The sequence below is a fragment of the Streptomyces sp. Y309 genome (assembly GCF_056712025.1).
The window spans coordinates 6434391-6456695 of the sequence record NZ_CM160048.1 but is presented as its reverse complement, the minus strand read 5'-3'; the positions used below and the strand labels follow the sequence as shown (position 1 = coordinate 6456695).

Annotated in this window: 20 protein-coding genes; 14 read left to right on the top strand and 6 right to left on the bottom strand. The window is 72.7% G+C overall.

Annotation, left to right across the window (positions count from 1 at the left end; all coding sequences use genetic code 11):
• The first annotated feature begins 149 nt into the window (after positions 1-149).
• Entirely contained in the window at positions 150-470 is a 321-nt protein-coding gene (locus AC0KTA_RS26580; protein ID WP_481050734.1) for a hypothetical protein, read from the top strand.
• Entirely contained in the window at positions 467-688 is a 222-nt protein-coding gene (locus tag AC0KTA_RS26575; protein WP_481050733.1) for a hypothetical protein, read from the top strand. Before AC0KTA_RS26580 ends, AC0KTA_RS26575 begins: the two co-directional genes overlap by 4 nt.
• A 293-nt stretch (positions 689-981) precedes the next feature.
• On the opposite strand, the gene AC0KTA_RS26570 is transcribed toward AC0KTA_RS26575, so the two are convergent.
• Positions 982-1779, bottom strand: coding sequence for an EI24 domain-containing protein (locus AC0KTA_RS26570; RefSeq protein WP_481050732.1), 798 nt, complete (start codon positions 1777-1779; stop codon positions 982-984).
• Between the two features lie 155 nt (positions 1780-1934).
• Here AC0KTA_RS26570 and AC0KTA_RS26565 point away from each other — a divergent pair, with 155 nt between their 5' ends.
• Positions 1935-4511 carry a M14 family zinc carboxypeptidase gene (locus tag AC0KTA_RS26565; protein ID WP_481050731.1) on the top strand — a complete coding sequence of 859 codons (2577 nt, stop codon included), beginning with the start codon at positions 1935-1937 and terminating at the stop codon, positions 4509-4511.
• Positions 4512-4721: 210 nt separating this feature from the next.
• Here the strand turns inward: AC0KTA_RS26565 and AC0KTA_RS26560 are convergent, their stop codons facing one another.
• Positions 4722-5150: an organic hydroperoxide resistance protein gene (locus tag AC0KTA_RS26560; RefSeq protein WP_481050730.1), complete on the bottom strand. Its 429-nt coding sequence runs from the start codon at positions 5148-5150 to the stop codon at positions 4722-4724.
• 85 nt (positions 5151-5235) lie between these two features.
• Positions 5236-6270 carry an NADP-dependent oxidoreductase gene (locus tag AC0KTA_RS26555; protein WP_481050729.1) on the bottom strand — a complete coding sequence of 345 codons (1035 nt, stop codon included), beginning with the start codon at positions 6268-6270 and terminating at the stop codon, positions 5236-5238.
• Between the two features lie 78 nt (positions 6271-6348).
• Here AC0KTA_RS26555 and AC0KTA_RS26550 point away from each other — a divergent pair, with 78 nt between their 5' ends.
• Entirely contained in the window at positions 6349-6861 is a 513-nt protein-coding gene (locus AC0KTA_RS26550; RefSeq protein WP_481050728.1) for a MarR family winged helix-turn-helix transcriptional regulator, read from the top strand.
• 45 nt (positions 6862-6906) lie between these two features.
• On the opposite strand, the gene AC0KTA_RS26545 is transcribed toward AC0KTA_RS26550, so the two are convergent.
• From AC0KTA_RS26545 to AC0KTA_RS26535, 3 genes are all read right to left on the bottom strand, one after another.
• Positions 6907-7662, bottom strand: a complete 756-nt coding sequence (locus tag AC0KTA_RS26545; protein WP_481050727.1) for an SCO2400 family protein — start codon at positions 7660-7662, stop codon at positions 6907-6909.
• A gap of 151 nt (positions 7663-7813) precedes the next feature.
• A complete protein-coding gene (locus AC0KTA_RS26540) occupies positions 7814-9079 on the bottom strand; it encodes a PucR-like N-terminal domain-containing protein (protein WP_481056568.1) in 1266 nt (421 codons plus the stop codon).
• Between the two features lie 71 nt (positions 9080-9150).
• On the bottom strand, positions 9151-9303 hold the full coding sequence (locus AC0KTA_RS26535; protein ID WP_189729530.1) for a hypothetical protein: 153 nt from the start codon (positions 9301-9303) through the stop codon (positions 9151-9153).
• A gap of 253 nt (positions 9304-9556) precedes the next feature.
• Between AC0KTA_RS26535 and pgfA the strand changes: the two genes are divergently transcribed.
• The 10 genes from pgfA (at position 9557) to AC0KTA_RS26485 (ending at position 22288) form a co-directional block, all read left to right on the top strand.
• The gene (gene pgfA, locus AC0KTA_RS26530) at positions 9557-10591 is read left to right on the top strand and encodes a cell envelope lipid trafficking protein PgfA (RefSeq protein ID WP_481050726.1); all 1035 of its coding nucleotides are present in this window, start codon (positions 9557-9559) and stop codon (positions 10589-10591) included.
• Positions 10592-10954: 363 nt separating this feature from the next.
• Entirely contained in the window at positions 10955-12130 is a 1176-nt protein-coding gene (locus AC0KTA_RS26525) for a glycosyltransferase family 4 protein (protein WP_481050725.1), read from the top strand.
• A complete protein-coding gene (locus AC0KTA_RS26520) occupies positions 12127-12846 on the top strand; it encodes a class I SAM-dependent methyltransferase (protein ID WP_481050724.1) in 720 nt (239 codons plus the stop codon). Before AC0KTA_RS26525 ends, AC0KTA_RS26520 begins: the two co-directional genes overlap by 4 nt.
• Positions 12843-17498 carry an alpha-(1->3)-arabinofuranosyltransferase gene (locus AC0KTA_RS26515; RefSeq protein ID WP_481050723.1) on the top strand — a complete coding sequence of 1552 codons (4656 nt, stop codon included), beginning with the start codon at positions 12843-12845 and terminating at the stop codon, positions 17496-17498. The genes AC0KTA_RS26520 and AC0KTA_RS26515 overlap by 4 nt, the downstream gene beginning before the upstream one ends.
• On the top strand, positions 17495-18892 hold the full coding sequence (locus tag AC0KTA_RS26510) for a condensation protein (protein ID WP_481050722.1): 1398 nt from the start codon (positions 17495-17497) through the stop codon (positions 18890-18892). Before AC0KTA_RS26515 ends, AC0KTA_RS26510 begins: the two co-directional genes overlap by 4 nt.
• A complete protein-coding gene (locus tag AC0KTA_RS26505; RefSeq protein WP_481050721.1) occupies positions 18889-19647 on the top strand; it encodes a class I SAM-dependent methyltransferase in 759 nt (252 codons plus the stop codon). The genes AC0KTA_RS26510 and AC0KTA_RS26505 overlap by 4 nt, the downstream gene beginning before the upstream one ends.
• 14 nt (positions 19648-19661) lie before the next feature.
• Complete coding sequence (locus tag AC0KTA_RS26500; RefSeq protein WP_481056567.1) at positions 19662-20579, top strand: hypothetical protein; 918 nt, start codon at positions 19662-19664, stop codon at positions 20577-20579.
• On the top strand, positions 20579-20845 hold the full coding sequence (locus tag AC0KTA_RS26495; RefSeq protein ID WP_481050720.1) for a Trm112 family protein: 267 nt from the start codon (positions 20579-20581) through the stop codon (positions 20843-20845). Before AC0KTA_RS26500 ends, AC0KTA_RS26495 begins: the two co-directional genes overlap by 1 nt.
• Positions 20842-21666, top strand: a complete 825-nt coding sequence (locus AC0KTA_RS26490) for an FkbM family methyltransferase (RefSeq protein WP_481050719.1) — start codon at positions 20842-20844, stop codon at positions 21664-21666. The genes AC0KTA_RS26495 and AC0KTA_RS26490 overlap by 4 nt, the downstream gene beginning before the upstream one ends.
• On the top strand, positions 21656-22288 hold the full coding sequence (locus AC0KTA_RS26485; RefSeq protein WP_481050718.1) for a hypothetical protein: 633 nt from the start codon (positions 21656-21658) through the stop codon (positions 22286-22288). Before AC0KTA_RS26490 ends, AC0KTA_RS26485 begins: the two co-directional genes overlap by 11 nt.
• Positions 22289-22305 lie beyond the last annotated feature (17 nt).

Sequence of the window (22305 nt, the reverse complement as noted above, 5' to 3'; positions counted from 1 at the left end):
GCCCCTCTGCTGCGGATGGACGGGGCTTCGTCGTCCTGGCGCTCGTCGTGCCCGCCGAGACGTACCAGGTAGCCAAAGCGCCCCGACAGACCGCGTAGGACCGGTCTACCGGGGCTTGCCGAGACAGCTTCCAAGGAGCTGAAACGACCGTGCGTGATGCTATCGCCAGAGCACTTCTCTGGGTGCTCGCCTTACTGCCCCGCGCCCCTCGCGTCGAGCCGGGACGCCACACCGCCAAGTTCCTCACCTCCCAGCCCAGCGACCCCCCCTCCGAGCCCGATCCGGCCGTCCCGTGGCGTACCCCTTGGCGGACGCCGAGCGCCGAGACGGTCCGCGAGATCTTCGAACAATGCCCCGAGCTTCCGTACCTGCAACGCGAGCGGTGGCGCGCGGCAGCGTTCGCAGAACTCGGCGTGGACTACGACCACCCCACCACGAACATCACTCCCGTCCGGCGGGTGACCGCATGACCCCCGAAGGAGTCACCAGCGAGCCCAACACCCCCACTCGGCCCATACTCGGCGTCTGCGGCCACCAGACAACGGCCCCCGTCCCGGTGGGCGAGATCCAGCGTGCGAGCGGCGGGGGCTGGCACACCCACTACGTGTGCCCTGACTGTGTGCACCGCTATAGGCCGCTCGCGCAGTGGGACGAGCTGCCCGGCATGCGTTGGACCGCTCGGCGCTGATCAGCTCACGCACCACGCCCCGCTCGGCCACGTCCCGGGCGGGGCTTTTGCATGCTCTGACCAGCCGATACCCTCAGAACTCCTACTAACGAGCATCGGGGCTTCCCGAAACTGGGGGCTCTGCCCCCAGACCCCCGCTCCTCAAACGCCGGAGGGGCTATATCCCCACCCGCCCACCCTTTTAGCCCGTCCGGCGTTTGAGGACGAGCCGCGAAGCGGCGATCGGCGGGGGTCCAGGGGGCGGCAGCCCCCTGGTTACGGTGAAGGGGCGGGTCTGGGGCGCCCCGCGAAGGCTACGAGGCGTTGGAGGTGCGCGCCGGGTCAGCGGCGTCGTCCGCGTCGTCGTCGGCGTCGTCCTCACCGAGCAGGTCCCGCGCCATCAGCGTCGCCCCGGCCACCGCGCCCGGCATCAGGAAGACCGCGACGAACGGCACCAGGAAGGCCACCGCGAGCGGGGCGCCGAAGCCCCACGCCAGGGACTTGCGGGACCTGAGGAGGGCCAGGCGGTCGCGCAACCGCACTCCGCGGCGCGCCAGCGCGACCGCCGTCAGCTCCTCGACCAGGAAGAAGCCGGTGACGAAGAAGCCGACGACGGGGATCACGGTCTGGCCCGCCACCGGAATGAACCCGAGCGCGAACAGCAGCACGCCCCAGCACGCCGCCCGCACGACGATGCGCAGGCTGTCGCGTACGGAGATCAGCAGTTCGCGCCAGAGCGGCAGGCCCGACTCGGGGGCGGAGCCGGCCACGGAGATGTCGACCTGCTCGGAGAGCGACTCGTAGAAGGGCTCGCCGATCACGAGCGTCACCGCGGTGAAGGTCACCACGGACAGGAGCAGCGCGAGGGCGAAGAGCAACACCGTCAGGAAGCCGCGGACCAGGCCCGGCCACGGGTCGGACCAGTCGTCGGCGAACGGCGTCGCCCAGGAGACCAGGTCGGTGCCCCACAGCGCGAGCGAGACGAGCGCCGCCGCGTACAGCACGAGGGTGATGAGTCCCGGCAGCAGCCCCCATCCGAACTGCTTGCCGTGCTGGGCGACCCAGCGCTGTCCCTTCACCAGATAGCCGAAGCCCTGACCCAGTTCACGCATGCGGCACACCTTATCCGGCCAGGGGCGGCGCCTCGGGCCTGGTGTGCGGGAGGCGGGCGTTCCGCGAATACCCCCTTGTTGTACGCGGATTCAGCCTGTAGACCTCCCGTACTGATCTCTCGGGTCGGCGCACGACCCATGTTCCGGAGGTACGTATGGGCATATCCCGGCCATCCAGACCCGTTCTGCTCACGGCGTCGGCCGCCGCGGGCACGCTCCTGTTCACCGTGCTCACCCCGGGCGGCGCGAGCGCCGACCCCGCGCCGCGCCCGGTGATCCGCGACGAGGCCCCGCTCGACGCGCCCGACCGGGCCGCGCGGGCACCGGAGGGCGCCGCGGCCCGCGCGCTCGCCGACGCCGCCGCGCCGGACCGCGGCACCACCGGCAAGGGCCGCGGCTACCCGCGCGAGCAGCGCCTGGGCGCGGTACCGAAGAACCCGGCCGACAAGTCCATCAAGCTGGGCCTGACCCCGTACCACGCCATCGCCCCCAGGCTGAACAAGGTCCAGGGCGTCGGCGACCGGGTGAGCGTGGAGATCGCCGGGCGCTCGGCGGGCGGCCACGACCTGTACCTGGTGACGGTCACCGCGCCCGAGTCGGCGCGCGAGACCGCCCGGCAGGAGCGGATGCGCGAACGAATAGAGAACGCCCCCGGGGCTGCCGCCAAGGACAAGGCGCTCAAGTCCGCGTACAAAACACCCGTGTTCATCAACAACAACATCCACGGCAACGAGTGGGAGGGCACCGACGCCGCCCTGAAGCTCATCGAGAAGCTGGCGAAGGCCAAGGACAGCAAGACCCGCGACCTGCTCGCGCACCACCGCCTCTACTTCAACGTCACGATGAACCCCGACGGGCGCATCGCGGGCACCCGCGAGAACGCCAACGGCTTCGACCTGAACCGCGACTTCATCACCGCCACGCAGCCCGAGGCGCGCGCGGTGCGGCAGATCGCGATCGACAAGCAGCCCGCCGTGATGATCGACCTGCACGGGTACGTGAACGGCACGCTGATCGAGCCGACCACGCCGCCGCACGGCGAGAACTACGAGTACGACCTGTTCCTGAAGAACAGCTACGCCAACGCCCTCGGCATGGAGAAGGCCGTCAACGGCCTCGGCTACACCGAGGCGAAGGACGGCGTGCAGCCCGCGATCATCCCCTTCCGCGACCAGGAGGAGGGCTGGGACGACTGGCCGCCGATCTTCACGCCGCAGTACATGCCGTTCCACGGCGCGGTCGCGGCGCACACCATCGAGTTCCCGATGCAGGTCAACTACGAGGAGTACGACTCCCAGCCGACCGCCGAGCTGCGCCGCCGCTCCGCCATCAACACGGACATCGCGGGCGCGGCCATGTCGGCGACGCTCGACTACGCGCGCGAGCACCGGCGTTCACTGATCGACGACCAGATCGAGGTGTTCCGGCGCGGGGCCGCGGGCGCGCAGCAGGTGGAGGTCTCCGAGAAGACCGTGCCGGGTGTTCCCGGCATCGGCCCGGAGGACGTCTACACGGCCGACTTCCCGCGCGCGTACGTCATTCCGGCGGGCAAGCGGCAGCGCTCGGGTGCCGCCGCCTCCCGTCTCGTCGACCACCTCCTCGCCAACGACGTGCGGGTGCGGCGCGCCACGCGGGACTTCCGGCTCGGCGGTGCTTCGTACGAGAAGGGGTCGTACGTCGTCGACATGCGCCAGCCCAAGCGGGGCCTCGCGAACGTGATCCTCGCGGACGGGCGTGACATCAGCGGCAAGGTGTCGGCCATGTACGACATCTCGGGCTGGAGCCTGGGGCGGCTGTGGGGCGCGTCCGTGGTGACCGCGCGGAAGGGGAGCCCGGCGGGGGTGCCGTCGCGCGCGGTGGACTCGGCCACGCGGGTCGGATATGTGGCGCCGCGCGGGGACCTGCGGCTGCGGCTCGACGACCCGCGGGAGGTGGCCGCCCTCAACTCCCTTGTGCGGGACGGCATTTCGGCCCGTCGGTCGCGTGACGGCGGCAGTGTGATCGTGCCGGGGTCGGCGCGGCGGGCCGCGTGGGACATGGCGAAGAAGTACGACGTGGAGTTCTCCGCCACCGAGGCGCGGGGCGGGGACCTGGTGCGGCGCACGCGGGTCGCCGCGGCCGTGACGCCCGGGGAGCTGTTCGCGCTGCGGGAGATGAACTTCGACGTGGTGCCGGTGTCCACGGCCGTCCTCAACGACGGCTTCGACTGGCGCAGGGCCGATGTGCTGTTCGTGTCGTCCGGGCTCGCTTACGGGGAGTTGAAGGCGCCCGCGCGCAAGCGGCTCGACGCGTTTCTCGCCGGGGGCGGGGGGCTTGTCGGGCGAGGCGGCGGGGGTGCCGCGCTGAACTCGGCCGCCGGTCTGCTTTCCGTGACGGCCGTCGAGGGCAACGGGGATGCCAACGGGGTGGTGCGGGTGCGCAACGCCGGTGGCGCCGTGGCCGGTTCTGGCTCCTCGTACAGCTTCGTGTACGCGCCCATGTGGTTCACGGGGCTTGGGGATGGGGTGCGGGTGGAGCAGGCCTATGCGGGTGGGAAGCCGCTGGTCTCCGGGCACTGGCGGGGCGACGGCTCCGGGGCGGGCGGGCCCGCTGACGCGGCTGGGGAGGCGTCCGTGGTGAGCGGGGTCGATGGCTCTACGCGGGTCGTCCTGTTCGGCACGGAGCCGTTGTTCCGGGGGCACCCGAAGGGGGTGTTCGCCGAGGTGGGGCGGGCGGTGTTCGCTGTGCGGTAGGGCCCTGCCGGGGGCTCCCCAATCCCGCCCCTTCCCGTAACCAGGGGGCTCCGCCCCCTGGACCCCTGCTTATCGCCGCTTCGCGGCTCGTCCTCAAGCGCCGGACGGGCTGAGAATGTGCGGCTAAGTTCCAGCCCCTCCGGCGATTGAGGAGCGGGGGTCCGGGGGCAGAGCCCCCGGTTTCGGGAAGGGGTGGGATTGGGGAAAATCTCAGGCGACCTTCAGGTCCACCTTGATGTTGCCGCGGGTGGCGTTGGAGTAGGGGCAGACCTCGTGGGCCTTTTCCACGAGGGACTGGGCCGTCGCGGCGTCCACGTTGGGGATGGAGGCGACGAGCTCGACCTCGAGGCCGAAGCCGCCGTCGCCGTTGGGGCCGATGCCGACCTTCGCGGTCACGGTCGAACCGGAGATGTCGGCCTTCTCGCGGCGGGCGACCACGCCGAGCGCCCCCTGGAAGCAGGCGCTGAAGCCGGCCGCGAAGAGCTGCTCGGGGTTGGTGCCCGCGCCGCTGCCGCCCATCTCCTTCGGCGGGTTCACGACGACGTCGAGCTTGCCGTCGTCGCTGGCGACACGGCCGTCACGGCCGTTCTCGGCGGTGGCCACGGCGGTGTACTTGACGTCGATCTGCTGGATGGACATAACTGCCGATTCCTCCTGAGATGTGCCGCGTCGCGCGCCCGCCGACCCGGCAAATGTGGAATTACTTTATCGGATACCGGAAGACTCACGCGTCGAGCGCGACGACCATCTTTCCGGTGTTCTCGCCGCGCAGCATGCCGAGGAATGCCTCGACGCCGTTCTCTACCCCGTGCGCGAACGTCTCGTTGTACTTGAGCTCACCGGACCGCACCCAGGCCCCGACCTCGCGCACGAACTGCGGCTGGAGGTCCTGGTGGTCCTGGACGAGCACGCCCTGCAGGCGCAGCCGCTTGCCGATGATCATGGCCATGTTACGCGGGCCGGGCGTCGGCTCCGTGTCGTTGTAGCCCGCGATCATGCCGCAGATGGTGACGCGGCCGTGCACGTTCAGGCGGCTGATGGCGGCCTCCAGGTGCTCGCCGCCGACGTTGTCGAAGTAGACGTCGATGCCGTCGGGGGCGGCCTCCTTCAGCTGCTCGGCGACCGGGCGCTCGTCGCGGTAGTTGAAGGCGGCGTCAAAGCCGTACTCCTCGGTCAGGAGCTTGACCTTCTCGTCCGAGCCCGCCGAGCCGATGACCCGCGAGGCGCCCTTGAGCCGGGCGATCTGGCCGACCTCGCTGCCGACGGCACCGGCGGCGCCGGAGACGAAGACGGCGTCGCCCTCCTTGAAGGACGCGACCTCGAGCAGGCCCGCGTACGCCGTCAGGCCCGTCATGCCGAGCACGCCCAGATACGCCGACAGCGGCGCGGCCTCGGGGTCCACCTTCGTCGCGTACTGCGCGGGCACCGACGCGTACTCCCGCCAGCCCGCGAAGTGCAGGACGTGGTCGCCCGCCGCGAAGCCGTCCGCGTTCGACGCCACGACGACGCCGACCGCGCCGCCCTCCATGGGCTGGTCGAGCTGGAACGGCGGGATGTACGACTTCACGTCGTTCATGCGGCCGCGCATATACGGGTCGACCGAGAAGTACAGGTTCCGGACGAGGACGCGGCCCTCCGCCGGGGCCTCGACCGGGACCTCGCGGAGCGCGAAGTCCTCCGGGACCGGCCAGCCGTGCGGGCGGCGCACGAGGTGCCAGGCGCGGCCGGTGGCCGGGAGCTGCTCGGGGGTGACGGACATGCGGGGCGTCCTCCTCGGATCAGAATGCTTCATGTTCTGAAATAAGCATGCGCTTCGATATTTCATGTTGTCAAGTAAATGGGTAACCTGGTGGGCATGGTCACCCAGAAGCCCGGCACGCCCGCCCACCGGATCGATCCGCTGACGCTTGAGGTCGTCGAGCTCATCGGCGACGTCGTGGCGCGGTATCACGAGGAGTACGAGGTCGCCGCGGGCAAGCACGCGCTGACCGGCGCGCAGGCGCGGGTGCTCGGGCTGCTCTCGATCGAACCTATGCCGATGCGGCGCATCGCGCAGAAGCTGAAGTGCGAGCCGTCGAACGTCACCGGCATCGTGGACCGACTGGAGGCGCGCGGCCTCGTCGAGCGGCGGCCCGACCCGGCCGACCGCCGCGTGAAGCTGGCGGCGCCGACCGAGGACGGGCTCAGCACCGCGCGCAGCCTGCGGGAGTCCCTGGACTTCGCCCGTGAGCCGCTGGCCGAACTGTCGCGGGAGGAGCGGGTCTCGCTGCGCGGGCTGCTGCGGCGGATGCTCGGCGAGGAGTCCGGCGAGAAGTCCGGTGAGAAGCCTGCGGCCGACGTGAAGTCGTGAAGTAGGGCCCGTTCCGCGGTCAGTCCGGGCGCTTCGCCCGCGCCGTCACGTACACCACCACAGGAACCGCTCGCACGTCTCCGACGGGCTCGGGTCCGGTTCCTCCGGGTCGCTCGGCGGCTTCGTGGTGGAGGGGGCCGGCCCGGGGTCCGGGTTCTGCGGGCGGCTCGTGGTGGGGGTGCCGGAGGTGGGCTCGGGGGCCTGCCCGCCGGAGGTTCCGCTTCCGCCGGTCGTTCCCTCGGTGCCGCCGTCGCCCGGCCGGTCACCGTCGCCCGGGCGTGCCGCGTCCTTGTCGTCCCGGGCGTCCTTCTCCTCCTTCCGCTTCGCCTTCTCCGCCGCGGACTCAGACGCCGACGGCGACTCGGACGACGACACCGGTTCGGCGGACGCGCCCGCCGCGTCCGATGCCCCCTCGGCGTTCCCCGAGCCGTCCGCCGCGTCGTCCGACGGGTCCTCGCGGTCCGGCGCGGACGCCGTCTTCTGCTCGTCCGACGCGGACTCGGTGCCCAGTTCGGCGAGGCTGAGGCCGCCCGCGGCCAGCGCGATGCCCGCTGTGATCAGGAGCACCTTGCGGCGCCTGCGGCGGTGCTGCGCGGCCCTGCGACTGCGTTCCCGGCGGCGGCCGCGGCCGCGGACCCCGCCGCCCGGCTCCTGCTCGTCGTCCGTCGCGTCGAGGTCCTCGGACTCGTCCGGGACGGCGAGCGCCTCCGCGTACTCACGACAGGCTTCGGCCGGGGTGCCGCACCCCGGGCAGGCGAGGGCGCCGTTGAGGTGCCTGTGGCACGCGTGGCAGTAGTCCATGAGGCTTGGAGGCTAGGTCCCGGGCCGGTACGGAGGAAGCCGAAGCTGTGAAAGTTGTGTGCGGAACCGAACCGTCCGGCGTGTCCTCGCGTCCGGGGGCGACATGTGTGCCCTGGTACGCCGGGTGCGCCACGACGGTACGCCGGACGCGTCACGACCGGCCCAGTTCGCCCCGCAGCCGGCGCGCCCGCAGCACCAGCTCCAGCTCGAAGCGGCGGTCGGGGTCGTCCACCTCGTCGCCCCACAGCTCCCTGATCTGGCGCAGCCGGTAGCGCACCGTCTGCGGGTGCACGCCCAGCCGCGCGGCGACCTCGGGGGCGCCACCGCGTGTTTCCAGCCAGGCCAGCAGGGTCTGGGCGAGGCGGCGGCCGTGGGCGGGGCCGCAGTGGTCCAGGGGCGCCAGGCAGCGGCGCGACAGGTCCTCGATGAGTTCCTCGGGCTGGAGCAGGACGAGGGCCTCGGTGTGCTCGGTGCAGTACAGGACCTCGCCGGCGGGCAGCAGTCCGCGCTCCATCAGGGCGACCGCGGCCTCGGCCCAGCGCAGCGACTTGGCGGCGTCGGCGAGCGGCACGGGCGGGCCGATGGCGCCCGACCAGCCGGTCATGGCGCGGCGCAGGAGCTCGGGGCGGCCCGCGGCGTCCGGGTCGGGCACGACCATGCGGGGCTGCTCGGCCTCCATGTCGAGCAGCACGCCCTCGCCGACGGCGGGCGCGACGGCCTCGCGGGCGGGGCGCAGCAGGACGCCCACCGCGACGCGTTCGGGCAGTTGCCAGCCGACGCGGGCGGCGCGCTCGTCCAGGCCGTTCTCGGCACCGAGCGCGGAGGCGGCGGAGGCGGCCGAGTGGTCGGGGCGGCGCTCGGACAGCAGCAGCTCCATGAGTTTGCGCTGCAGGCGCAGGCGTTCGCCGGCCTGCCGGGCGGCGGCCTCCGCGTAGCCGCGTACCGACTGGTCGACGAGGCCGTCGAGGTACTCGAAGCCGGACTCGGCCAGCTCGTACATGGCCGGGGGCGGGATCTCGGTCTGCTGGCCGATCTCGGCCAGGCGGCGCCAGGCGAGCCGGACGCCGAGGCGGTAGATGGCCTGGAGCGAGTCGAGGCTGCGGCCGTGCAGGCCCTCGCCGCGGCCGAATTCCTGGAAGACCTCCGGGTGGTAGCGCGGCCGGCCCTCCCGGGTGGCGAGCTGCTGGACGAAGCCCTCCAGGGCGCGGCGGATGCCGACGAGCGCCATGGGCTCGCCGGAGTCGTCGAGGACGACGGGCAGGCCGGGGTACTCGGCGCGGATCTCGCGCAGGATGTCCTGGGCGAGCACCGGCACCTCCTCCAGGGCGAGCGCGGCGAACCGGCGCACCTGGAGGGGTGGCACATCGCGCCAGGCCGAGCGCGGCAGCGCGGGGTCCCGACTGTCGTCGGCGCCCACGGCGGCGGCGCCCTCGGAGGCACCCTCGGAGATGTTTTCGGACACGCTTCTCGGGCCGGCGGCCACGTCGGTCACTGGTCCCGCTCGGGGGTCTCGTAGTGCACGAGGGGCCGGTTCGGCTGGTCGGGCGTGGCGTTCAGGAGCGCGACGATGCCCAGCGCGGCGCCCACGGCAAGGGCCGCGGCGACCACGACGGTCAGCGTGGCGGCGAACATTCGGTGCATACAGGGTCAGCCTCTCTGCATGGAGGTCGTCCCCACCCCGCTCCGCAGGGGCCCAGTGTCAACAACGCATTGACACTGCGTCAAGGGTCCGCCTAGCGTTCGCGACCCATACGGGTCAGTAACCCCGTGGAAACAGCGCCGCAGCATTTCGGGCATTCCGGCGGCAACAGCACCGCAGCAGTCCCCCAACTCGTGGGTAATCCCGCAGAGTTGACCGATCGTCCCCCGTTCGTCCTCATGGCAGGAGCGCCGGATGACGCGCCGCACAGCCTCGCCCTTGTCCCTGGTCCTGCTCGGCCTGGGTGCCTTTCTGCTTGTCCTGGCACCACTCCTTGCCTGGTACGTCGAGCCGCGCGCCAAGCGCACACCGACCGATATCGACCAGATCACCGTCTTCCGGGGCACGGGCAGCTACTTCGACACCAAGAAGATCAAGACCGTCCACGACCAGCGCCTGACCATCACCCGGCAGGTGCGCGGCGACGTCGCCGACAGCGAGAAGTCGGGCCGGGCAGTCTGGGACGTATCGACCTCGATCGACCCCGACAGCTCGCTGCCCGCGGCCGATCCGCATGACTCTCTGCAGTGGACGCTCGAACGCTGGGTCACCGATCGTAAGACCAACAAGCCCGTGCACTGCTGCGACGAGAAGCCCTATTTCGAGGGCGAGGCGTACCTGAAGTTCCCCTTCGACGTCGAGAAGCGCACCTACCTGTGGTGGGACCCCACCCTCGGCGACACCGTGCCGCTGGCCTACCGCGGCAAGAAGAAGATCCAGGGGTACGAGGGCCTCCGCTTCACCGGCACCGTGAAGGCCACCAAGACCGGCACCCGGCAGGTGCCGGGACGCCTGGTCGGCCAGCCCCGGCGCAGCCAGGTCATGGCCGAGGAGTGGTACGCCAACCACGGCGTCGAGCTGGTCGCCGACCAGCGCACGGGCCGGATCATCTACGCCGCGCTCGGACCCCGCAAGACGTTGCGGGCACCCGGGGGCAAGAAGGACGTCACGGTGCTGCTCGACAGCGAGCGCATCGCCTTCACCAAGAAGACCCAGCAGACCCAGGTGGACCTGGCGGACGACGACAGCTCACGCCTGAAGCTGGTGGGCGAGACGCTGCCGCTCGTGTCGGCCGTCGTGGGCGGGGCACTCGCCCTGCTCGGCGGCGTCCTCGTCGTACGCGGCCGGGAATCGGACACGAACGGGTCACGAAGGGACGGTGAAGGACCGGACTCGATGGGTCCACATTCCGATACGTCCCCAAATTCCCTGCAACCCACCACGATGTGATGAGACGTCAGGTCTAAGAAGGGCCGAAATTGTCACCTCGGTGAGTAGCCGCGCCGTTCCTTGCGGCGAAAACTATCCACCCAACCAAGACACAGTCCCCGCACAGTCCCAGCACAACGGACGCGCACATCGGTCCCCCGAGTCCCACCCCGCGCACCGTCCGAGCCCCGCCCCGCACCCGCGGAAACCACCGCGGACCCAGCACCACGAGCACCACCAGCCCCACCAGAACCAGCACGACCGGTCCCACCAGCACGACCGGCACCACCAGCACGACCGGAACCACCCGCACCACCGGGCCCCACCCCGGGCGCCACCGCAAGCCCCCCACAGTTCCGCACCCCGAGACGAGTTGGAGCACCGATGCCCCAGCACGTGCCGTCGTCGCTGCGTCCGGTCGCCCCGCGGCCCGCGCGGCTCCTTCCGGCGCTCCCCCCACAGCCGCGCCGGATCGCCTTCCTCGCCCGCCGCGACCTGGGAAACCCGGCCGCAGGAGGCTCCGAACTCCTCGTCGACCGGCTGGCCGACGGACTGACCGCGCACGGTCACCAGGTCACCCTGCTCTGCGGCGGCCCGGCCGCGTACCGCGACTACCGCGTGGTGTCGGCGGGCGGCGACCTCGGCCACTACCTGCGCGCCAGATCGGCCTTCACGCGCCAGATCGGCGACTGCGACCTGCTGGTCGAGGTGTGCAACGGCATGCCCTATCTCGCCCCGCTGTGGCACCGCGGCCCCACCCTCTGCCTGGTCAATCACGTCCACACCGAGCTGTGGTCGATGCGCTTCCAGGGCGCGCTGGCCCCGGCCGCGCGCCTCGGGCGGCGCCTGGAGCACTGGGCACTCGCGGGCGCGCAGCGCGGCAATCTGCTGGTGGCGGTCTCGCCGTCGACGGCGACAGCCCTGCGGGACCTCGGCGTGGACCGCGACCGCATCCGCGTCGTGCACAACGGCGTCGAGGAGCCGGGCCCGCTGCACGAGCGCTCCGACGAACCCCTGTTCCTGGCCATGGGCCGGCTCGTCGAGTACAAGCGCGTCGATCTGCTGCTGCGGCTGTGGGAGCGGGTCCGCCCGGTCACCGGCGGCCGCCTGGTGATCGTCGGTGAGGGGCCCGAGCGGGCGCGGCTCGAACGCCTCGCGGGCCCCGGCGTGCAGTTCACCGGCCATGTCTCGGAGGCCGAGAAGCACCGGCTGCTGTGCGAGGCGTGGATGCTCCTGCACCCCTCGGCCGTCGAGGGCTGGGGCCTGGTCGTCACCGAGGCCGCGGTGCGCGCGACGCCCGCGATCGGCTTCGACGTACCCGGCGTACGCGACTCGATAGAGGACGGCGTGACCGGGCTGCTCGCGCACGGCGAGAGCTCGTTCGCGGCCGCCTGGTGCACGCTCGCGCTCAGCGCGGAGCGGCGCCGGTCCTTCGGCAAGGCCGCCGCGGAACGCGCCGCGCGCTTCCGCTGGGCGAACACGGTGCGCCAGTTCCGCGCGGTGGCCGCGGAGGCCGTCGCCACGTACGAGGCACCGCGGAAGGCGAAGGGATCTGTGTGAAGGACCCGTCGCTGCGCCGCTCCGTGACCCTGTTCCGGGCCTTCCTGCGGGAGCAGCAGGAGCCGGAGCGGTGCTACGCGCTGCTCGCCCGGGACGCCGCCGACCAGGTCGAACGGTACCTACCGGTCAGGGACCGGGTGGTCGTCGACGTGGGCGGCGGAGGCGGTTACTTCACCGAGGAGTTCCGCAGGCGCGGCGCACAGGCCTACCTCTTCGAGCCGGACCCGGCCGAGCTCGGCGCGAAGCCCCCCGAGGGCTCCGTGGTCGCCGACGGCTATCTGCTGCCGCTCGCCTCCGGCGTCGCCGACGTCACGTTCTCCTCGAACGTCCTGGAGCACGTCGAGGACCCGGGGACCTTCCTCAGCGAGATGGTGCGCGTCACCCGCCCCGGCGGCCTGATCTATGTGGCGTTCACCAACTGGTACTCCCCCTGGGGCGGCCACGAGTGGGCGCCCTGGCACTACTTCGGCGCCGAGCGGGCCCGCGCCCGCTATGAGCGCCGCACTGGCAAACCCGCCAAGCACAAGCTCGGCGAGAACCTCTTCGCGCACCACGTCGGACCCACGCTCAGACAGGTGAGGGCCCGCGACGACGTCGCTGTCGTCTCGGCCCGCTCCCGGTACTGGCCGTTCTGGGCCGAGACGGTGGCGAAGGTACCGGGCGTGCGCGAAGTCGCCACCTGGAACCTCCTCCTCATCCTCAGGCGGTGTCCATGACCACCACGGTCCAGTCCCCACCCCCGGCGGCCCTCAAGCCGACGGCGCCCGCGCCCGAACCCGGGCGCGGGCCGCGCTCACGGCGCTGGCTCGCCGGGTTCTGGGCCGTGGTGTTCGTGTGCTTCCTCGCCGTGCAGCCGGGGCGGATGACGTTCGACACCAAGCTCGGTGTCGCCGTCGACCCCTGGCAGTTCCTGTCCGACCTCGGCCAGTTGTGGCACGACCGGGGCGGCTTCGGCGGCATCCAGGACCAGTACATCGGCTACGCCTTCCCGATGCTGCCGTTCTACGCCCTGGCCGACCTCGTACAGCTCCCGGTGTGGCTGGCCGAGCGGCTCTGGATGTCGCTGATCGTCGCCACCGCCTTCTGGGGCGCGCTGCGGCTCGCGGAGCGGCTGCGCATCGGCAGCCACGGCTCGCGGCTGCTCGGCGCGGTGGTGTACGCGCTGTGGCCGACGTTCACGGTCGTGGTCGGGTCGACGTCGGCGGCGGCGCTGCCCGGCGCGTTCCTGCCGTGGGTGCTCATCCCGCTCACCAACGACCGCGTGACCGCGCGGATCGCGGCGTTCCGCTCGGCCCTGTTCATCCCGTTCATGGGCGGCGTGAACGCGGCGTCGACGCTGGCGTCGCTGCTGCCCGTGGGCCTGTATCTGCTGTCACGGCCGAACGGCCCGCGCAAACGGAAACTGATCACCTGGTGGGTGCCGGGCGTCATCCTGGCCACCGCCTGGTGGGTGGTGCCGCTGCTGCTGCTCGGCATCTACGGCGAGAACTTCCTTCCGTACGTGGAGAACTCGGCCACGACGACGGGCACCATGTCGGCCACCGAGACGCTGCGCGGCGCCGGCAACTGGGTGGCCTACCTGCACTTCGGGGAGGCCTGGCTGCCGGCCGGCTGGACGGTCGCGACCGCCGTCGTCACCATCGTCTGCTCGGCGCTCGCGGCCGCCCTCGGCCTGGCCGGTCTGGCCCGGCGCGATCTGCCGGAGCGGCGCTGGCTGGTGCTCACCGTCGTCTCGGTGGCGCTGGTCACCCTCGCCGGGTACGGCGGCGCGTTCGGCGCGCCCTTCCACGGCACCGTGCAGGACTGGCTGAACGGCGGGCTCGTGCCGTTCCGCAACATCTACAAGTTCCAGACCGGGCTCGCGCTCGCCCTCGCCTTCGGCCTCGCGCACCTGGCGGGCATGGCGGCGCGGGCGCGCGGGGCGCGGCCGATCCGGGGGCGGCGGTACGCCCCGCTGGTGGCGGCCGTCCTGGTGCTTCCGGGGCTCGCGTGGCCGTATCTCAACGGCTCGATCCTGCAGCCGGGTTCCTTCAAGAAGCTCCCCAACTACTGGGACGCGACGGCCGACTGGCTCGACAAGTACTCCCCGGACTCGCGCGCCCTGGTCGTGCCCGCGACCGCGCACGGCATCTACACCTGGGGCTCCCCCATCGACCAGCCCCTCGACGTGCTCGCCGACTCGCGCTGGGCACAGCGCGACTACGTGCCGTTCGGCACCAAGGGCAACCGGCGCGCCATGGACGCCGTCGAGCAGGCCCTCATGACCGGCGGCGAAGTGCCGGGCCTGCAGGACTACTTGACGCGTGCGGGCCTGCACTACGTCGTCGTACGCAACGACCTCGACCCCGACCAGATCGGCCAGGTGCCGACGGCGACCGTCAAGCGCACCCTGGAGCAGTCCGGGTTCTCGCGGGTCACCGGGTTCGGGCCGCAGGAGACCGGCGGGAAGATCGCCGATGACACGCCGGTGCAGGTGGAGGGCCTCTACCCGCGCCACCGGGCGGTCGAGATCTACGCGCCGGGCAAGGATGCCGGGCGTCCGGGGCAGGCGGGCTTGAAGCCGGTGTCCAACACGGCCGTCGTCAGCGGCGGCCCCGAGGCGCTGCTCCCGCTGTCCGCCGACCCGGACATGAAGAACCGGCCGGTCGTGCTGACCGGCGACAACCACCCCGGGCTCGGCTCACCGCCCGGCCTGCAGGCCGTCGGTGACGGGCTGCGGCGCGCGGACACCCGCTTCGGCCTGGTCAACACCAACACGTCGTACACGTACACCAAGGACGAGAAGAACGCGCCGGACGCGCTCCAGGACGGCGGTGAGAAGCCGCGGCAGATCCTGCCGACCAAGGGCGTGCAGCACCAGACGACGGCCGAGCTGCGCGGCGCCAAGTCGGTGACGGCCTCCAGCTACGGCAACTGGCTGTTCCACCTGCCGCAGTACGACCCCGTGAACGCCTTCGACGGCAACCCGGACACCGCCTGGACCGAGGGCAATCCGGGCAGCCCGGACGGCGAGTGGATCAAGGCGGAGTTCCGGAAGAAGACCGCCGTGCCGTCGTCGTTCAAGGTGACGCCGCTGCCGCAGCAGGGCGTGCGGTCCGCGCCGACGAAGGTGCGGGTGGAGACCGAACAGGGCAGCGCCACCACGTACTTGCAGGCCAACGGCATGACGCAGCGCGTCAAGGCCAAGGCGGGCGACACGAGTTGGGTGAAGCTGACCATCCTGGACGCGCAGGTCGCCCACAAGGGCCTGACCGGCGCCGGGTTCGCGGAGATCAGCATCCCCAAGGTGCAGATCACCAAGCTCCTGAAGATGCCCGCCGACACCGGGGGCAGGGACGGCGCCGACGCCGAGGCCGACGCCACGACGTACTCCATGCACCGCTCGGCCGACCCCAGCGGTCTGTCGCCGGTGACCGCCGAGGCCGGACTGCACCGCCGCTTCACCACCACGGCCGACGGCGACTACAAGGTGAAGGCGAGCGCGGTCGCCGTACCGGGCTCCGCGTACGACGAACTCCTCTACAAGGTGGCGCCCGATCAGCGCCGGAAGATCCTCGCCGAGGCGGACTCGACGTCCGACCTGGGCACGGGGCTCTCGCCCCGCAATCTCACCGACGGCGACCTGACGACCGCGTGGATCGCCGGTGACCGGCCGGTCATCCATCTGCGCTGGCCGGGCAAGGTGAGCGTCGGCGAGATCGTGCTGCCGCCCGCGGGCGGCCTTTCCACCCGGCCGGAGAAGATCGAGATCAGCTCGCCGGACGGCGCGGCGACCGCCGGGGTGGACGAGAACGGCGTCGCCCGCTTCACCCCCATCAACACCGACCGCCTCGACATCACGATCACGAAGACGGCGCCGCTCACCCTGCACAACCCGGTGGCGGACGAGAAGCTGCAACTGCCGGTCGGCCTGACCGAGGCCTACATCCCGGCGCTCGACGAGTTCCGCGTCAAGCAGCCGTCGCCGAAGCGCACCTTCGACCTCTCCTGCGGCGAGGGCCCGGCGGTGAAGGTCGACAAGAAGGTGTACGCGACCAGCGCCAAGGGCACCGTGCGGGACCTGGTGGAGCGGCGGCCCGTCGAACTGACGCTGTGCGACGACGGCAAGAAGCAGTCCTCGGTGTCCCTCGCCCCCGGCGAGCACCAGGTGGAGGCCGGTGACGCGGGCCCGCTCGCCGTCACCGACGTCACGCTCACCCGCGGCACCCCGGGCAGCGTCGACACCGCGTCGCGCGAGCTGAAGATCGACGACTGGCTGGGCGACCGGCGCGAGGTGACCGTCGGGGACGGCGCCGCCTCGTACCTGACGACGTACGAGAACGTCAACGACGGCTGGAAGGCCACCCTGAACGGCAAGGAGCTGCGCTCGGTGCGGCTCGACGGCTGGCAGCAGGGCTGGCTGGTGCCGGCCGGCGAGGGCGGCAAGCTCAAGCTCGTCTACGAGCCGTCCACGGCGTACGAGGCCGGGCTCGTCGGCGGCGGTGTGGGCGTCCTCGCCCTGGTGGCCCTCGTGTTCGTGCGGCGCCGCGAGCCGAACCCGGACGGGCCCGACGTGGCGCCGCCCGCGCCGGGTCTGGTGCTCGGCACGGTGGTGCTTACGCTGGTCGGCGTGGTCGTCGCGGGCTGGTTCGCGCTGCTCGTGCCCGCGCTCGCGCTGCTCGCCTGGCGGTGGCACCGGCTGCTCGTGCCGGTGGCGTTCCTGGCGATGGCCGGGGCCGGCATCGCGGCCGCGACCGGCGCGGGCGAGGCCGTCGCGGCGGACGAGGGCGCGTTCGGTCACGCGGCCCAACTCCTGGCGTTCATCGCCTTGTTCGCGGCATTGGTGAGCGTGCGGGAGCCGGTGCGGCGCGGGGCCGGGGTGGCTGCGGGGGTCGGGGCGGGTGGCCCGGCTGGCCCGGCTGGACCTGGTGGTCCCGGTGGCCCGGCCGGTCCGGGTGGGCCGGGCGGTCCGGGCGGATCCGGTGGACCCGGCGGTCCGGGTGGCCCTGGCGGTCCGGGCGGAACCCCGCCCGTTCCGCCGCAGCCGCACGGCTCCCCCGACGCGACCACGATGCCGCTCGGCCCCGACCGCGACCTGGGCGCACCGACGGTCCCGCCGCCGCTGCCGCACCGCAAGCGCGGGGAGGGCGGGTCGGGCGCCGAGCAGGCTTCGGGCACGCCCGACACCGATCCCACCCAGCAACTCCCCCCGTACGCCGCCGGGCCGACCCTCTCGGCCCGTGGCCCCGACCCCTTCCGCAAGGACGAGCCCGCCGCCGTGGAGGACTCCCTCCCTGGAGAGGACGCCCCCACGGACGAGGGCACCCGCCCCCGCCGGGGCACCCGCTCGGGCGAGGACCCCCGTCCGGGAGAGGACACCGCACCATGACCGCCCTGGAACACCCCGCCCGGCGTGCGGACGGCCCCGGCCGGCCGCCGCGCCGGGTGCCGTTCCCCGTCGTCGACGAAGTCGCCCGGCACTGCCTGCAGGAGCAGGAGCCGGAGACCGTGCACATCGAGGTGCACCTGCCGGGCACGCCGGATCCCGCACGCCTGAAGGCGGCGTTCGGCGAGGCCCTCCGGAGCCACCCGCGCATCCTCATGCGGGAGGCGCGCGGGCCCTGGTACCGGCGCCGCTACGAGTGGGAGCTCACCGAGGCGCCGGACGTGGAGGTGGTCTCGTTCCCGACGGCCGAGCGGGACGCCCTGAAGCGGGCCCGCGAGCGCGCCCTGTGCGACGCGCCGCCGCTCACCGCGTCCCCGCCGATCCGCCTGGAGGTCGTCGCCGACCCGGAGGCGGGCGGCGACTCCAGCGTCCTGTTCCTCACCATCAACCACACCGCGCTCGACGGCCCGGCCTGCCTGCGCGTGCTCGCCACCGCGGCCGAGCTGTACGGCGGCCGGGACAACGCCCCCGCGGCGCCCCCGACGCGTACCCCCGTGTCCACCGACGCGTCCGGCACAGCAGAGCAGGCGCCCGCCGGGCTCCCCTCCCCCTGGGCCACCCCCGCGCGCGTCGCCCACGGCACCCCCGACCCCTCGCCGGGCAACGGCATGCTCGTCGCCGACCTGCCGGTGCCGCGCCGCCCCAAGGGCGCTCCGTACACCGTCAACGACCAGCTCATGGTCGCCACCGCGCTGATGATCGCGCACTGGAACCGTGAACACGGCGCCAGGCCACGCCCGTTGCGCATCACCATGCCCGTCGACGACCGGCCGCGCGACATGACGATGCCCATCGGCAACGGCACGCGGCTCGTCGAAGTGCCCTTCGGTGCGGGCGAGTTGGCGCCGGAGGGGGGCGGCGGGCGATCGGGGCCCGGCGACCTGGGACCCGACGACATCCACGCCCTGCTGCGCCGCACCTCCGACCGCACCCGCGCCCTCAAGGCCCTGTCGCGCCCGCAGCTCGGCCACGGCGCCGCGCTGCTCACCGCGCCCGTGCTGCCGGTGACGATGCGCGCCGCCGTCACCCGCGGCCTGCGCCGGGCCGCCGGACCATGGACGTCGACGACGCTCCTGAGCAACATCGGCCGGGTGCCGTACGCGCTGGACTTCGGGGACGCCGGGGCCGCGTACGCCGTGTGGTTCTCCGCGCCCGCCCGGATGCCGCGCGGCCTGACCGTCACCACCGCGTCCACCGCGGGCCGCCTGCACCTGGCCCTGCGCTGGTCCAGGACGCTCCTCAGCCACGGCGACGGCGCCCATCTCCGCGACCTCTTCGAGCACTACATGCACGCCACGCAGAACCTCCACCCGACCACGGAGGACAGCGGCTCATGACGACGACCAGTGCCACCCCGCGTACCGACAAGAGCCAACGCCCCCGCGAGCTGCGGGACTTCTACGAGAACCCGGACGTGCCCGTCGCGTCCGGCGACGCCCGCAGCCTGCGCCAGGCCCGGATGCTCGCCGCCGCCCTCGGCCCGTCGACGGCCGGCGCCGGCGTCGTCCTCGACATCGGCTGCGGCGACGGCAGCGCGGCCCGGGTGGCCGCGCCGCTGCTCGCCGGACACCGCGTCATCGGCGTCGACTGGTCCCAGGACGCGCTGCGCCGCGCGAGCGGCCACCTGCCGTACGTCGTACGCGGCGAACTCACCGACGGCGGGCTGCCGTTCGCCGACGGATCCGCGGACGCCGTGCTGTTCAGCGAGGTCATCGAGCACCTCGTCGACCCCGACAGCGCGCTCGACGAGCTGCGCCGGGTGCTGCGGCCCGGCGGCCACCTGATGCTGTCCACGCCCAATCTCGCCGCCTGGTACAACCGCGGGCTGCTGCTCGCGGGCGTGCAGCCGGTGTTCTCCGAGGTGAGCCTGCGCGGCATCCACGGCCGTCCGGGCCGCGAGGTCGTGGGCCATCTGCGGCTCTACACCGCCCGCGCGCTCAGGGAGTTCGTGGCGGCGTCGGGCTTCGACGTCGTACGGCTCGCGGGCGCACCCTTCCACGGTGTGCCACGGCCGCTGCGTGCCCTGGACAGACTGGCCTGCGCGGTGCCGGGCGCCGCCTCGATCCTGCTGCTGCACGCCCGAAGGGCGTAGCCATGTGGTGGGGTGTGGCCGCGGCGCTGCTCGCGAACCTGCTCTACAGCACCGGTTTCGTCCTGGAGAAGCGGGCCCTGACCGCGATGCCGTCCGTCAGCGTCCGCAAGCCGGCCCGGCTGCTCCGCCAGGTGATCTCCAGCCCGCTGTGGATCGGCGGTTCGCTCGCGCTCGCGGCGGGCTTCGGCGCGCAGCTCGTCGTCTACCGCACACTGCCGATCGCGGCGGCGCAGGGCATCTTCATCTCCGGTCTGGTGCTGCTCCTGCTGCTTTCGGCGGCGCTGCTCGGCGAGCGCACGACCGGCCGCGAGCGGTTCGCGGTGGGCGCGATCCTCGCGGCGCTCCTGATGGTCGTGCTGTCCCTGAAGGAGGGCACGGACACGGTGGGCCGCGACGCGCCCGCGCCCCTCGTCCTCACCGTCTGCCTGCCCTCGCTCGCCCTCGGCCTGTGGCTGTACGGATCGGCCGAGCGCCGCACCCGCAGCCGCCACCGCATGCCGACGACGGGCGTGGAGTACGGCGTCGCGGTCGGCCTGCTCTACGGCGTGAGCTCCCTCGCCATCAAGGGCGTGTCCAGCCATCTGACCTCGGACGGGCTCGGCGGCGCCCTGCTCGACCTGCTGCGCTCCCCGTACCCCTATCTCCTGCTCTTCACCGGCGCGTTCGGCCTGATCATGTCGCAGGCCGCGCTCCAGCGGTGCCGTGCCTCGCTGATCGTTCCGGTGTGTACGACGGTGACGTCGCTGTTCACCGCCGTGCTCGGGACGCTCGCGTTCGGCGAGGCGCTGCCCGACGACCCGGTGCGGCTCGCCCTGCGGGTCATGGGGACGGTGCTCGCGGTGGCGGTGCTCCTGATGATGCCCAAGCACGACGACCCGGCGCCCGCCGCACCCGCCGAACCGACCCTGCCTCCCAAGGAGTTGATGCCCTGATGAACCCCGACGACCCGCTGCTGAAGATACTCGCCTGCCCGCTGGACAAGGGACCGCTGGTCCTCCTGGAACCGGAGGAGTCCCCCCTGGTCGAGGCGGTCGACGCGGCCCCGGCCCCGCCGCCCGTGCCCGAGCAGGCCCTCTACAACCCGCGCCTGCACCGCCGTTACCCCATCGTCGACGGCATCCCCCAACTGCTTCCGTCCTCCGGGGAGCAGGTCGCGGAGGACGAACACGAGCGCCTCCTGAAGCGGATCTCGCCGTGACGGCAGCGGCCAAGAAGACCCTCGCCGCCCGCATCGCGCCCCGGCTGCCCACCCGGGCCGTGGCCGCCCTGGCCCGCCTCGTCTATCCGCGCTTCGAGCCCGAGCTGGCCCGCCTCGCCGATCTCTGCCCGGCCGGCTGCGGCACCGCCGTGGACGTCGGCGGCTGGTACGGGCCCTGGTCGCGGCGGCTCGCCGGGCGCGCGCGGCGCGTGGTCACCGTCGAACCGGTGCCGCACCTGGCGCGACTGCTCGCGGCCGCCACGCCCGCCAACGTCCGGGTCATCCAGGCCGCGGCAGGCGACCGCGACGGCACCGCCCGGCTGTGGCTGCCGTGCGACGACCGGGGCGACCGGGGCGTGTCCTCGCTGGTGCGCAGGGACGGCGTGCACGCCACCGCCCTGGACGTGCCGTGCCTGACGCTCGACGGGCTCGGCCTGCTCGACGTGCACTTCATCAAGATCGACGTGGACGGCAACGAACTGCCCGTCCTGCGCGGCGCCCGCGAACTTCTCGACCGGGACCGCCCCGCGCTCTTCGTCGAGCTGGAGTACCGCATCCAACCCATCACGCCGGTCGTCGACCACCTCGCCCACGCGCACGGCTACCGCGGCTGGGTGCTGCCGGGGCACACCTGGGTGCCCCTGGACTCCTTCGACCTGGAGGCGCACCAGCGCGCCACCTCGTACGTCGTGGCGCAGGGGCTGCTGCGGCGGGCGCTGACGCCGAGACACCCGCGCTATGTGAACTCGGTGCTCTTCCTGCCGGACGGGCGGCGCCCGGGCGGGCGCGCGGTGCGGGACCATGGGGCGTATGTCCGCTAGCTCCGCCGCCGGGCCCGGCTCCGGCTCGTCCCGGCCGCCCGGCCCGCCGCCCGCCCCGTTCACGCCGCTCGACTTCCAGCTCGTCCTGCTGCGCCGGATGGCCGACCACAATCCGGACCTCGTCGAGGACGCCCGGCACGAACTCGGCGTCTCCATCGCCGACATGCGCGAGGCCAACCGCCGCTGGCAGGCGATGCTGCACGCGCGCAAGGGGCGCGCGGCTGTGTCCCGCTACCGTTCGGTCCTCGGGCAGCCCGAGGCGACGGTCCCCCGGAAGATCGGCGACCTGGAGTGCGAGGCGCTGCTCTGGCCGGTGCCGCTCTGGCCCGACCTGCGCTTCGAGGTGCTGCTCGGGCCGAACGCCGCGGTGTGGAACGAGTGGCTGATCCGCGCCCCCGGCGCCCCGGCCCCCGCGCTGCGCGGCCTCGCCGACCTCACCCCGTGGTCCTGCACGGTCGACGAGGCCGCCCGCGCCTTCGCGCCCGCCCGCCCGATGGAGGGCACGGCGCCGACGCGCTGGCGGCTCGCGTTCACCGCGCCGGACGAGGAGACGGGGGAACGGCGGCGCTGCGTGGCGGAGTTCACGTGGGGGCTGCTGCAGCGGGTGTCGTTTCCGGAGTGAGGTGCGCTTCGCTGGAG

Bases quoted from the DNA above. Each gene is read 5' to 3' on its own strand.
- AC0KTA_RS26545 (WP_481050727.1), bottom strand. From the start codon at position 7,662: ATGGACTACTGCCACGCGTGCCACAGGCACCTCAACGGCGCCCTCGCC.
- AC0KTA_RS26575 (WP_481050733.1), top strand. From the start codon at position 467: ATGACCCCCGAAGGAGTCACCAGCGAGCCCAACACCCCCACTCGGCCC.
- AC0KTA_RS26555 (WP_481050729.1), bottom strand. From the start codon at position 6,270: ATGTCCGTCACCCCCGAGCAGCTCCCGGCCACCGGCCGCGCCTGGCAC.
- AC0KTA_RS26515 (WP_481050723.1), top strand. From the start codon at position 12,843: ATGACCACCACGGTCCAGTCCCCACCCCCGGCGGCCCTCAAGCCGACG.
- AC0KTA_RS26495 (WP_481050720.1), top strand. From the start codon at position 20,579: ATGAACCCCGACGACCCGCTGCTGAAGATACTCGCCTGCCCGCTGGAC.
- AC0KTA_RS26560 (WP_481050730.1), bottom strand. From the start codon at position 5,150: ATGTCCATCCAGCAGATCGACGTCAAGTACACCGCCGTGGCCACCGCC.
- AC0KTA_RS26505 (WP_481050721.1), top strand. From the start codon at position 18,889: ATGACGACGACCAGTGCCACCCCGCGTACCGACAAGAGCCAACGCCCC.
- AC0KTA_RS26510 (WP_481050722.1), top strand. From the start codon at position 17,495: ATGACCGCCCTGGAACACCCCGCCCGGCGTGCGGACGGCCCCGGCCGG.
- AC0KTA_RS26485 (WP_481050718.1), top strand. From the start codon at position 21,656: ATGTCCGCTAGCTCCGCCGCCGGGCCCGGCTCCGGCTCGTCCCGGCCG.
- AC0KTA_RS26550 (WP_481050728.1), top strand. From the start codon at position 6,349: ATGGGTAACCTGGTGGGCATGGTCACCCAGAAGCCCGGCACGCCCGCC.
- AC0KTA_RS26525 (WP_481050725.1), top strand. From the start codon at position 10,955: ATGCCCCAGCACGTGCCGTCGTCGCTGCGTCCGGTCGCCCCGCGGCCC.
- AC0KTA_RS26570 (WP_481050732.1), bottom strand. From the start codon at position 1,779: ATGCGTGAACTGGGTCAGGGCTTCGGCTATCTGGTGAAGGGACAGCGC.
- pgfA (WP_481050726.1), top strand. From the start codon at position 9,557: ATGACGCGCCGCACAGCCTCGCCCTTGTCCCTGGTCCTGCTCGGCCTG.
- AC0KTA_RS26565 (WP_481050731.1), top strand. From the start codon at position 1,935: ATGGGCATATCCCGGCCATCCAGACCCGTTCTGCTCACGGCGTCGGCC.
- AC0KTA_RS26535 (WP_189729530.1), bottom strand. From the start codon at position 9,303: ATGCACCGAATGTTCGCCGCCACGCTGACCGTCGTGGTCGCCGCGGCC.